General features: G+C 58.3%; 9 protein-coding genes. All 9 read left to right on the top strand.

Annotated features, from left to right (window positions below):
* The first annotated feature begins 86 nt into the window (after nt 1-86).
* The 9 genes from pal (at nt 87) to FB593_RS11860 (ending at nt 12214) form a co-directional block, all read left to right on the top strand.
* On the top strand, nt 87-620 hold the full coding sequence (gene pal, locus FB593_RS11900) for a peptidoglycan-associated lipoprotein Pal (RefSeq protein ID WP_003511386.1): 534 nt from the start codon (nt 87-89) through the stop codon (nt 618-620).
* Between the two features lie 158 nt (nt 621-778).
* On the top strand, nt 779-1771 hold the full coding sequence (gene ybgF / locus FB593_RS11895; RefSeq protein WP_065687924.1) for a tol-pal system protein YbgF: 993 nt from the start codon (nt 779-781) through the stop codon (nt 1769-1771).
* Between the two features lie 30 nt (nt 1772-1801).
* Nucleotides 1802-3139 carry a tRNA lysidine(34) synthetase TilS gene (tilS, locus tag FB593_RS11890; RefSeq protein WP_025595393.1) on the top strand — a complete coding sequence of 446 codons (1338 nt, stop codon included), beginning with the start codon at nt 1802-1804 and terminating at the stop codon, nt 3137-3139.
* 154 nt (nt 3140-3293) lie between these two features.
* On the top strand, nt 3294-5258 hold the full coding sequence (gene ftsH, locus FB593_RS11885) for an ATP-dependent zinc metalloprotease FtsH (protein WP_013761814.1): 1965 nt from the start codon (nt 3294-3296) through the stop codon (nt 5256-5258).
* Nucleotides 5259-5446: 188 nt separating this feature from the next.
* Nucleotides 5447-6799, top strand: a complete 1353-nt coding sequence (gene glmM, locus FB593_RS11880) for a phosphoglucosamine mutase (RefSeq protein ID WP_003511381.1) — start codon at nt 5447-5449, stop codon at nt 6797-6799.
* Between the two features lie 188 nt (nt 6800-6987).
* Nucleotides 6988-7833, top strand: coding sequence for an outer membrane protein (locus FB593_RS11875; protein ID WP_003511380.1), 846 nt, complete (start codon nt 6988-6990; stop codon nt 7831-7833).
* A gap of 215 nt (nt 7834-8048) precedes the next feature.
* Nucleotides 8049-9227 carry a phosphoserine transaminase gene (locus tag FB593_RS11870; protein WP_003511379.1) on the top strand — a complete coding sequence of 393 codons (1179 nt, stop codon included), beginning with the start codon at nt 8049-8051 and terminating at the stop codon, nt 9225-9227.
* A gap of 83 nt (nt 9228-9310) precedes the next feature.
* A complete protein-coding gene (serA, locus tag FB593_RS11865) occupies nt 9311-10906 on the top strand; it encodes a phosphoglycerate dehydrogenase (protein ID WP_003511378.1) in 1596 nt (531 codons plus the stop codon).
* Between the two features lie 225 nt (nt 10907-11131).
* Nucleotides 11132-12214 carry a Tim44 domain-containing protein gene (locus FB593_RS11860; RefSeq protein WP_003511377.1) on the top strand — a complete coding sequence of 361 codons (1083 nt, stop codon included), beginning with the start codon at nt 11132-11134 and terminating at the stop codon, nt 12212-12214.
* Nucleotides 12215-12394: the final 180 nt, after the last annotated feature.

The following is a 12394-nucleotide window of genomic DNA, read 5'->3' as shown; positions in this document are numbered from 1 at the left end:
TCTGTTAACCATAAGCGTTTGTCGGCTATTAACCTCGATCCGTTAGTGTCTGGCAACGTTATTGCAATCCCAAGGAGAGACCGGCGATGAGCCGTACACACACTTCGGCACTCAGCCCGATGCAGAAACTGGCCCGTAATCCGGCTGTTATCGCCATGACGCTCGCTCTTGCTCTCGCAGGCTGCGCGAACAAGAAGAACATGCCGAACAGCGCCGGTGAGCTCGGTCTCGGCGGTGCGGGCTCTGCGACGCCCGGCTCCCAGCAGGACTTCACGGTTAATGTTGGCGACCGCATCTTCTTTGATACGGACTCGACGTCCATCCGTGCAGACGCGCAGCAGACGCTGCAGCGCCAGGCACAGTGGCTTGCCCGTTACCCGAAATACGCCATCACCGTCGAAGGCCATGCCGACGAGCGCGGTACGCGTGAATACAACCTGGCGCTCGGCGCCCGTCGTGCCGCTGCAACCCGTGACTTCCTGGCGTCCCAGGGCGTTCCGGCAAGCCGCATGAAGACGATCTCCTACGGCAAGGAAAAGCCGGTCGCCGTTTGCGATGACATTTCCTGCTGGTCGCAGAACCGCCGCGCTGTGACGGTTCTCGGTGGCGCAGGCATGTAATCGCCTGACGCTTTTGTGATCTCGAATGGAAGGCGGTCTATGGGCCGCCTTTCGTTTTTTTCATAGTTTGGCCGAAGTTAAGTTGCTTTTTCGGTTGATATGGAAAAAATCCGGCTTGCGCCATTCCGGTGCAAATCAGTTAAGGCAGGGCAAATGAGATGAAGAAACTTGTCGTGGCGGGAATGCTGGGGCTTGCAGCCTGCACCGGCTTGAGCGGCACAGCCGTTTCGGGTCCGCTGTTCGGTGTGGGGGGTAGCTTCGGCACGATCAACTCTCAGCAGGTCCCAATTGTGCGGGTTCAGGCCAATGAAGCCTATAAGGTTCAGCAGCTTGAAGAACAGATCCGGCAACTCAACGGCCGTATCGAAGAAATGAGCTTCCAGCTTTTGCAGATGCAGGAAACGATCCGCAAGGCGCAGGAAGACAATGAATTCCGCTTCCAGGAACTGGAAGGCGGCAAAGGCGCGAGTACCACCGCGCCGAAAAAGAAGGCGGAGGCCACTCCGGCCGCTCCGCCGAGCGACGACGTTGCAACGATCATCGAAACGCCACCTCAGGGTGGCGCTTCCGTTTCGCCGTCCTCTTCCGCGAACGCGCCGACGAGTGCACCGGGAGAGACGACGCTTGGCTCCATCGAGCTTGATTCCAAGGGCATGCCGATCGGTGGCTCATTGAACCAGGGTGCCAACAATTCTTCCGGTAGTCTCCCGGGCGTTACCACCGGCAACGGTTCGCGCAAGACCGATCCGGTCAACACCGCAGCACTCACCAGCGAGGGCGATATCTATCAGGCTGCTTACGGCCATGTTCTTTCCGGCGATTACAAGCTTGCGGAGCAGGGGTTCCAGCAATATCTCCAGGGTTACCCGAAAGGCACCAAGGCCGCCGATGCCAGCTTCTGGCTGGGCGAGGCACAATATTCGCAGGGCAAGTTCAACGAGGCCGCAAAAACCTTCCTGAACGGCCATCAGACCTATGGCAAGTCTCCGAAAGCACCGGAAATGCTGATGAAGCTCGGCATGTCGCTTGCAGCTCTGGACAACACCGAGACCGCCTGCGCCACGCTGCGGGAAGTGCCGAAGCGTTATCCCAGTGCTTCAAAGACTGTGCTGAACAAGGTTGCTAGCGAACAGAAGCGGCTGAGCTGCTGATCTTGCTCCTGCCATGGCGGCGGTCTTTCCATGCCGGTTGATGTCCGCATTTTGAACGAAAAGACGGTTGCGCCGCTCGCTGCGGCTAGGTCTTTCGTCGAAAATCTTCGCAAACCCGTCCATATTCTCATCGCAATCTCCGGCGGTAGCGATTCCACCGGTCTGTTGCTGGCACTGCATGAGGCGAAGGCGGAGGCAGACCCCGACCGGGTGCGGCTTTCCGCCGTCACGGTTGACCATGCCCTAAGGGCGGAATCCGCTGATGAGGCTCACAAGGTCTCCTTGCTCTGCGCGGAACTCGGTATCCCGCATACCGTGCGCCGATGGGATGACCCCAAACCCGCTTCCGGCATTTCCGAAGCCTCTCGTCTTGCCCGATATACTCTGATCGCCGACGTTGCGAGCGACATTGGCGCTGATCTCGTCGTGACGGGGCATACTCTTGGCGACCAGCGGGAAACCGTGGCGATGCGTGCCGCCAGAAGCGGGAGCAGCGAAAATCTCGGCCTCGCCGGCATGGCGGATGCTGTATTATACGGTGGACGCCACTGGATCATGCGGCCGTTTCTGACCTGTGAAAGACAGGAGATCCGCGATTTCGTATCATCTCGCTCGCGTGGCTGGTTTGACGACCCGAGTAATGACAACGCGCGCTACGAGCGGGTTCGTGTGCGGCAGTCGCTTTCCGACTCTCCGCCGCCGTTTGATGCGCAGGCCGCCGTCAAACGACAGGCATATTCCAAGAAAACCGCCTTTTTCCTCCAACAAAACGCAGAAGTCTTTCACGCCACGCTCGCCAGATTGTCGGTTGAAGGCATGATGCCCGATCTTCCCGAATTTCGGCACGGGCTAGCGGTGCTCATCGCTAATCTCGGTGGAAGGGCCTATTTCCCGGCGACCAGCAGCATGCATCGGGTGTTGCAGTTTCTCAAAACCAGCGAGAACGGACGGATAACGGTTGGCCGCGTTCTTCTCGATCGCCGAAAGGACGGGCTTTATCTTTTCCGCGAGCACCGGAATATGCCGGAACTGCAAGTCAAGGCTGGTGGGCAGGGCCTCTGGGACGATCGTTTACTTGTGAAAAACACATCGGCTTTTCCGGTCAATATTGCGGCGGGCAGGACGGGTGGCATTGCGGATGCGGCAGCGCTTTTTCCAGCGGTGCCGCCAGGGATTGCAAAACAGGCGATGGCGATCCTGCCGCAAATTGCCACGTTGGTTCCCCCTCGAGCCTCTCCGGAAAGCGCCATCAGTATCGTGCCGAGGCTTGCCCCCTTCGATCTTTTTCTGCCGCGCTTCGACCTTGAGTTGGCGAATGCCATCGCGGTTTTATTCGGCCGTGCGGCCTATCCACAGCCGCCGGTTTAAATCCGGCCTCTTTTTCGTGAATTGCCTTGGAATAGTTTTTACACCAAAACGCATCAGATAACGCCCTTTGCCTTGGCAACGGCAGATGTCGTCCTTATGTTAGGGTCGAGTAATAGCGGGCAGCAAACATGTCCGTGTGAGTTCGGGGAGTTCGATGAACCCAAATTTCAGAAATTTCGCCTTGTGGGCCGTGATTGCCCTCTTGCTGATCGCTTTGTTCAGCATGTTCCAGACTTCGCCGACGCAAACGGGTTCGCGGGAAATTCCGTATTCCCAGTTTCTCCGCGATGTGGATTCCGGGCGAGTTCGCGACGTGACCGTCACCGGTAACCGGGTTCTCGGAACCTATACCGAGAACGGCACGGCCTTTCAGACCTATTCCCCAGTAATCGACGACAGCTTGATGGAGCGCTTGCAGAGCAAGAACGTCACCATCGTCGCGCGTCCCGAGAGCGACGGTTCTTCCGGTTTTTTGAGCTATCTCGGCACGCTTTTGCCGATGTTCCTCATCCTCGGCGTCTGGCTGTTCTTCATGCGGCAGATGCAGGGCGGTTCGCGCGGCGCGATGGGCTTTGGCAAGTCAAAGGCCAAGCTTTTGACGGAAGCGCACGGCCGCGTGACGTTTGACGACGTCGCAGGTGTGGACGAAGCCAAGCAAGACCTTGAGGAAATCGTGGAATTCCTGCGCGATCCGCAGAAGTTCCAGCGACTCGGCGGCAAGATCCCGCGCGGCGTGCTGCTGGTCGGCCCTCCAGGTACTGGTAAGACGCTACTGGCGCGCTCCGTCGCGGGTGAAGCTAATGTGCCGTTCTTCACCATTTCCGGTTCTGACTTCGTGGAAATGTTCGTCGGCGTCGGCGCAAGCCGTGTGCGTGACATGTTCGAGCAGGCCAAGAAGAATGCGCCGTGCATCATCTTCATCGACGAAATCGACGCTGTCGGTCGACATCGCGGCGCCGGTCTCGGCGGTGGCAATGACGAACGCGAACAGACGCTCAACCAGCTGCTGGTCGAGATGGACGGCTTCGAGGCGAATGAAGGTATCATCCTCATCGCCGCCACCAACCGTCCGGACGTTCTCGATCCCGCACTTCTGCGTCCCGGCCGCTTCGACCGTCAGGTCGTCGTGCCGAACCCGGATATCGTCGGCCGTGAGCGCATTCTCAAGGTTCACGTTCGCAACGTGCCGCTGGCTCCGAATGTCGATCTCAAGGTTCTGGCCCGTGGCACCCCCGGTTTCTCGGGCGCTGACTTGATGAACCTCGTCAACGAAGCCGCCCTGATGGCTGCTCGCCGTAACAAGCGCGTGGTTACCATGCAGGAGTTCGAGGACGCCAAGGACAAGATCATGATGGGTGCGGAACGCCGCTCCTCCGCCATGACCGAAGCGGAAAAGAAACTGACCGCTTACCACGAGGCGGGGCATGCGATTACCGCGCTGAAGGTTGCTTTGGCTGATCCGCTGCACAAGGCGACAATTATTCCGCGTGGCCGTGCACTCGGCATGGTCATGCAGTTGCCTGAAGGTGACCGCTACTCCATGAGTTACAAATGGATGGTGTCGCGTTTGGTGATCATGATGGGTGGCCGCGTTGCCGAGGAGTTGACCTTCGGCAAGGAAAACATCACCTCCGGCGCATCTTCGGATATCGAGCAGGCCACCAAGCTTGCCCGCGCCATGGTAACGCAATGGGGCTTCTCCGACGCTCTCGGCCAGGTCGCCTATGGTGAAAACCAGCAGGAGGTCTTCCTTGGCCATTCCGTCTCGCAGTCCAAGAATGTCTCCGAGGCAACGGCTCAGACGATCGACACCGAAGTCCGCCGTCTGATCGACGAGGCCTATACAGAGGCACGTCGTATCCTGACGGACAATCACGACGGGTTCGTTGCTATTGCCGAGGGTCTTCTGGAATACGAAACCCTCACGGGCGACGAGATCAAGGCTTTGCTGAGGGGCGAGAAGCCGGCACGCGATCTGGGTGACGATTCTCCTGGCAGCCGTGGCTCGGCTGTTCCGAAAGCAGGCACCAAGAAGGACGGCCCAAGCGAAGTCAAGGGTGACGGCGAAGCCAAGGGCGACGGCGAGGCTGAAGGCGGCATGGAGCCACAGCCGCACTGATTGCCTGGCCAAGACGACTATTGAAAAAGGTCATCCGGTTTTCCGGGTGGCCTTTTCAGTTTGGTAACAAGATATAAGCCATTTTTGCTGTAATTTACGTGCTGTTTATCGTGGTTTGTGGCATTTAGCCAAAAACGCTTCCGGTACTTTTATGCTATGCCGGAATGCCCGAAAGATTTGGAGTTCAAATGGCACGCCGTTATTTCGGAACCGATGGTATCCGCGGACAATCGAACGTCTTCCCCATGACGCCGGATCTGGCGATGCGTGTGGGCATTGCGGTCGGAACGATCTTCCGCCGGGGCCATCATCGCCATCGTGTCGTGATCGGCAAGGATACCCGGCTTTCGGGCTACATGCTGGAAAACGCGCTGGTCGCAGGTTTCACCGCGGCCGGCCTTGATGTCTTCCTGCTCGGGCCCATTCCAACCCCCGCTGTTGCCATGCTGACCCGCTCGCTGCGGGCCGATATCGGCGTAATGATCTCGGCGTCGCACAACCCATTTTCCGATAATGGAATCAAGCTTTTCGGACCCGACGGATACAAGCTTTCCGACGAGCTTGAGCTGGAAATCGAAGATCTTCTCGACAAGGATCTCTATGCCCAGCTCGCCAAGCCGAGCGAGATCGGACGCGCCAAGCGCGTGGATGGCGATATCTACCGCTATATCGAATTCGTCAAACGTACCCTGCCGCGTGATGTGACGCTGAGCGGGCTCAGGATTGCCATCGACTGTGCCAATGGCGCTGCCTACAAGGTGGCTCCCGCAGCACTCTGGGAACTGGGCGCCGAAGTCGTTACCATCGGCAACGAGCCGAACGGCATCAATATCAATCTCGAATGTGGCTCCACCCACCCGGAAGCCCTGCAGAAAAAGGTGCATGAGGTGCGGGCCGATATCGGCATCGCGCTCGATGGCGATGCGGACCGTGTCATCATCGTCGACGAACGCGGCGAGATCGTCGATGGCGACCAGCTCATGGCGGTGATTGCCGACAGCTGGGCTTCCGACAATACCCTGCGTGGTGGCGGCATTGTCGCAACCGTGATGTCCAATCTCGGTCTTGAGCGTTTCCTTGGCGACAAGGGTCTCACCCTTGCCCGCACCAAGGTGGGCGACCGTTATGTTGTCGAACATATGCGCAACCACAATTTCAACGTCGGCGGTGAGCAGTCCGGCCACATCGTCTTGTCGGATTACGGCACGACTGGCGATGGGCTGGTGGCAGCTTTGCAGGTTCTCGCCAAGGTTAAACGTTCGGGCCTCACCGTCAGCGAGGTTTGCCGCAAGTTCGAGCCGGTGCCGCAGCTTTTGAAGAACGTCCGTATTTCCGGCGGCAAGCCATTGGAAAATCCGATCGTGCAGCAGGCGATCGCCGATGCGGAAAGCGCATTGGCCAATAATGGCCGCCTCGTCATCCGCCCTTCCGGCACGGAACCTTTGATCCGCGTCATGGCGGAGGGCGACGATAGTGCGAAGGTGGAGCAGATCGTCAACGATCTCGTCGGCGTCATCACCAATGCCCGCTCGGCTGCATAAATTGCGCCACCAAATGTGAAAAGAAAAAGCCGGCTTTTGAGTCGGCTTTTTCTTTGAGTATTGCCTAATAAATATAGTGAATGATCGTGGTTAATCGGGACTTAACCATTTTACGCCAATCTCCGTGACTGAACAGTTCACTGGCATTTGCTGCCGCAACGGCAGGTGCCTCTTCTGGAGTGGAAGTCATGAAAAACGCTTTGGCCGGCATTCTGGCCGTTCTGATGACCGGCACGAGCGCCTTCGCTGCCGATCTTTATCAAGCTGAACCTGCACCTGCCTATGTAGAGGCACCCGAAGTGCAGATCACGCAGGCAAGTGGTTGGTATCTGCGCGGCGACGTCGGTTATTCCTTCAACAAGCTTCGCGGCGCCAATTATTATCAGGGTGGACCGGGTGGTTATCTCGCCGATTTCGATACGGCTAATGTCAAGGATAGCTACATCGTCGGCGCCGGTGTCGGTTATCAGTTCAACAACTATTTCCGCAGTGACGTAACCTTCGATTACATGGGTAAATCGGATTTCCGCGGGTCTACCATCGGCGGCTGTGGTTCCGTGCCCGGTCCCTGCGTTTCAGCGGATCTCAGCTCGCTTAGAGCATACACGCTGATGGCAAACGCCTATGTCGATCTTGGTACCTATGGCCGCATCACGCCTTATGTTGGCGGCGGTATCGGCGGCTCCTACGTCAAATGGGATAAGCTGCGCAATACCTCGTGCAGCACCAACGGCCTTGGCTGCGACCCGACCACCGAACATGGCGGCAGAGGCAAGTGGCGCTTCGCCTATGCCCTGATGGCCGGTGCGTCGATCGATGTTACCTGTAATCTGAAGGCAGATGTCGGTTACCGCTTCCGCCAGATCAACAAGGGCGACATGTTCGATTTTGCGAATGGTGGCGGTCCTGGCCGCGACAAGGGTCTGTATTCGCATGAGGTTCGCGTCGGTGGCCGTTATGTCTTTAACGGCTGCGATACCGCGCAGTACATGCCGCCTGCCGATATTCCGCTGCAGCCTGCCGTTTATAAATAAACGTCACGCCCGACTGTTAGCTTCAGCCGTTCGCATCCTCCTCCGGTGCGGGCGGTTTTTGTTTTCAGCGGTATCCAGTTCGTCGCATGACGCATATGGACTAAAATTCTCATGCGTAGCGACATATTCCGCTTGACGGAGGCCGGTGAGAGGAATAGCAACGGCGTCAGGACACCTCTCCCTAACGAGAGGCGCCTATCTGAAAGGGTAGTCAAATGACAGATATAGTGAAGCCGGACCTCCGTCCGGGCAATACGCATTTTTCTTCTGGTCCCTGCTCGAAGCGTCCCGGTTGGTCGCTAGATGCTCTCTCCGATGCACCGCTCGGTCGCTCGCATCGCGCCAAGGTTGGCAAAGCCAAGCTGAAGCAGGCCATCGATCTCACCCGTGAAATTCTCAATGTTCCCGCCGATTATCGCATCGGTATCGTTCCCGCGTCTGACACCGGCGCCGTTGAAATGGCCCTTTGGTCGCTGCTTGGTGAACGCGGCGTCGATATGCTTGCCTGGGAAAGCTTCGGTGCCGGCTGGGTTACCGATGTCGTCAAGCAGCTGAAGCTTAAGGACGTACGCAAGTTGGAGGCCGATTACGGCCTGCTGCCGAACCTGGCGGAAGTCGATTTCGACCGCGATGTGGTTTTCACCTGGAACGGCACCACCTCCGGTGTCCGCGTTCCCAATGCCGATTTCATTCCTGCTGACCGCAAGGGTCTGACGATCTGCGATGCCACCTCGGCGGCCTTCGCGCAGGATATGGACTTTGCAAAGCTCGACGTCGTAACCTTCTCCTGGCAGAAGGTTCTGGGCGGCGAGGGTGGCCACGGCGTCATCATCCTTTCGCCGCGCGCTGTCGAGCGTCTGCTGAGCTACGCGCCGGCATGGCCGCTGCCGAAAATCTTCCGCATGGTCTCCGGCGGCAAGCTCATCGAAGGCATCTTCACTGGCGAAACCATCAACACCCCGTCCATGCTCTGCGTTGAGGATTATATCGACGCGCTGCTGTGGGCGAAGAACCTTGGTGGCCTGAAGGCGCTGATTGGCCGTGCTGATGCCAATGCCAAGGTCATCTACGACTTTATCGAGAAGAACGACTGGATCGCCAACCTGGCCGTCAAGCCGGAAACCCGCTCCAACACCTCCGTCTGCCTGAAGATCGTCGATCCCGACGTACAGGCGCTGGATGCTGCTGCGCAGGCGGATTTCGCCAAGGGCATCGTTGCCCTGCTTGAAAAGGAAAATGTCGCCCTCGATATCGGCGCTTACCGTGACGCACCGTCCGGTCTGCGCATCTGGGCCGGCGCAACCATCGAGACGGCCGATATGGAAGCCGTCATGCCCTGGCTCGCCTGGGCCTACCAGACGCAGAAGGCAACACTTTCCAAGGCTGCCGCCTGATTTTGATACCGGCCCTGCGTTGATGCAGGGCCGCCGATTTCCCGCTTTTAAAACTGCACCGTTTTTCAAGGAGCCCCTGAACCATGGCACCTCGCGTACTCGTATCCGACGAACTGTCGGAAACCGCCGTCCAGATTTTCCGTGATCGTGGCGTCGAAGTCGATTTCCAGCCGAAACTCGGCAAGGACAAGGACAAGCTGGCTGAAATCATCGGCAATTACGATGGTCTTGCCATTCGTTCCGCCACGAAGGCGACCGAAAAGCTGATCGAAGCGGCGACCAATCTCAAGGTCATCGGCCGCGCCGGCATCGGCGTCGATAACGTCGATATCCCGGCCGCTTCGCGCCGCGGTATCATCGTCATGAACACGCCGTTCGGCAACTCTATCACCACTGCCGAACATGCGATTGCGCTGATGTTCGCCGTCGCGCGTCAGCTTCCGGCTGCCGATAGCTCCACGCAGGCGGGTAAGTGGGAAAAGTCGAAATTCATGGGTGTCGAAATCACCGGCAAGACGCTCGGTGTCATCGGTGCCGGCAACATCGGCTCCATCGTCTGCTCGCGCGCACTTGGCCTGAAGATGCACGTTCTGGCCTACGATCCCTTCCTGTCGCCGGAGCGCGCGCAGGAAATGGGCGTGACGAAGGTTGAGCTGGATGAGCTGTTGGCGCAGGCCGATTTCATCACCCTGCATGTGCCGATGACCGACAAGACACGCGGCATCCTCAATGCCGAAAACCTTGCCAAGACCAAGAAGGGCGTACGCATCGTCAATTGCGCCCGTGGCGGTCTGGTGGATGAGGCGGCTCTTGCCGACGCCATCAAGTCCGGCCATGTCGCCGGTGCAGGCTTTGACGTTTTCGAAGTCGAGCCCGCCACCGAGAGCCCGCTTTTTGGTCTTCCCAATGTCGTCTGCACGCCGCATCTCGGTGCTTCGACCACGGAAGCACAGGAAAACGTTGCACTTCAGGTTGCCGAGCAGATGTCGGATTATCTGGTCAAGGGTGCCGTCTCCAACGCCATCAACATGCCATCGATCACGGCGGAAGAAGCACCGCGCCTGAAGCCTTTCATCCGTCTGGCGGATGTTCTCGGCTCCTTCGTCGGTCAGGTGCAGGAAAGCGCCACCAAGGAAATCGAAATCCTTTATGATGGCGCAACCGCCAACATGAACACCAAGGCGCTGACCAGCGCGTTGCTGGCGGGCCTTATCCGCAGCCAGGTTGCGGATGTGAACATGGTTTCCGCGCCTGTTATGATCAAGGAAAAGGGTGTTATCCTGTCCGAGGTCAAGCGTGACAAGACCGGCGTTTACGACGGTTACATCAAGTTGACGGTCAAGACTGAAAACCAGGTTCGCTCGGTTGCTGGTACGGTGTTCTCGGATGGCAAGCCGCGCTTCATCCAGATCAAGAACATCAACATGGATGCGGATGTTGGATCGCACATGATCTACATCACCAACACCGACGTTCCCGGCATGATCGGCTTCATGGGCACCACGCTTGGTGAGGCTGGCGTCAACATTGCCAACTTCCAGCTCGGTCGTGAAAAGGAAGGCGGCGACGCCATCGCGCTTCTTTATGTCGATGGTCCGGTTTCCGAAGACGTGCTGGACAAGCTGCGCGCCAACCCGGCAATCCGCCAGGTCAGGCCGCTGACATTCAACATCGACTGATACCTATCGTTCCTCCCAAGGGGACAATAAGGGCCGGTGCAGGGGAAACCCTGTGCCGGTTTTTTTGTTTCTGAACCGCCGGTTTCACCGAAATGTGTGCGTGTTTCTCTCTCTGGTTGCATATCACGAAAAATTTAAGGCGGGCATACTAAAAATGATGATCATGAGTTGCTATATCGCGTGCTGATATGCCGCTCATGGGAGGGTGGCCAACAGGAGATAGTGATGTTTGCTGCCTTTCGGCGCTTCAAAGGTTTGTTCGCAGTCGCCGCGCTTGGTATCGCGGTATCTTTCGTAGCCGTCGATATGGCGGAAGCACGCCGTGCGAGCGGCGGTTTCGGTAGCCGCGGCACAAGGACGTTTTCCGCGCCGCCGTCGACCAGCACCGCCCCCGGCCAGACCGCGCCGATCAACCGCAGCATGACTCCTAACACCCAGCAAAACCAGGCGACGCCCGGTGCTGCACAGCCGGCGCGTCCCGGTGCGCAGGCACCGCAGCAGAGCCGTGGCCTGTTTGGCGGCATGATGGGTGGCTTGATGGGCGGACTGCTGATGGGTGGCCTGTTCGGCATGCTCATGGGTGGCGGTTTCGGCGGTATGGCCGGTTTCTTCGGTATGTTGCTGCAGGTGGCGCTGATTGGCCTTCTGGTCATGTTCGCCATGCGTTTCTTCGCATCGCGCCGTCAGGGCCAGCCGGCTTTCGGTGGCGCAGGCGGATCGCAGCGCACGGATCATTCCGGCTCCTCCTTTAATGGCGGCCCGCAGGCAGGTCCTTCCGCATCCTCGTTCAAGATTCCGAAGATCGGCGCGCTTGCCGGTGCTGCGGGCGGCGCAGCCGCGGCCACTGCCGCAACCGCAAAGCCGGTGGCACATGCCAATGCTATGTCCGAAGGTGACGAAATTGGCATTACCCAGAGCGATCTCGAAGTCTTCCAGAAAATGCTGCAGGATGTTCAGGCTGCCTATGGGGCTGAAGATTACGGCACGTTGCGCAAGCTGACGACGCCGGAAGCCATGTCCTATCTTGCTGAGGAACTGAGCGACAACGCGACGAGCGGCGTGAAAAACGACGTGCGCGACGTAACGCTGCTGCAGGGCGATGTTGCCGAAGCCTGGCACGAAGAGGGCCAGGACTATGCAACGGTAGCCATGCGCTACTCCGCCATCGACATTATGCGCGACCGCACCTCCGGCAAGGTGATCGAAGGGGACGAGCAGCATCCGTCCGAAGCGGTGGAAATGTGGACCTTCGTGCGCCGTGGCGGTAACGACAACTGGCAGGTCGCCGCCATTCAGGCCGCTGCCTGAGACGACGCGTAGTCTTGTCTGAATGAAACAGCCCGGAGGTTTTACCAACCTCCGGGCTTCTGCGTGCCGCGATGCGTGATGCCGCGACATTGTCTTTCGTCGATAATTCAGTGATCGCGGTGGCAGATCACAACTCTCCAAAAAAATGACTGATAAATCTAACGGGTGATATCTGTATCG

The organism is Rhizobium sp. SJZ105 (assembly GCF_007828365.1).
GTDB lineage: Bacteria > Pseudomonadota > Alphaproteobacteria > Rhizobiales > Rhizobiaceae > Agrobacterium > Agrobacterium tumefaciens.
The sequence above is the reverse complement of the archived record's forward strand: the minus strand, read 5'-3'. Positions and strand labels throughout refer to the sequence as shown.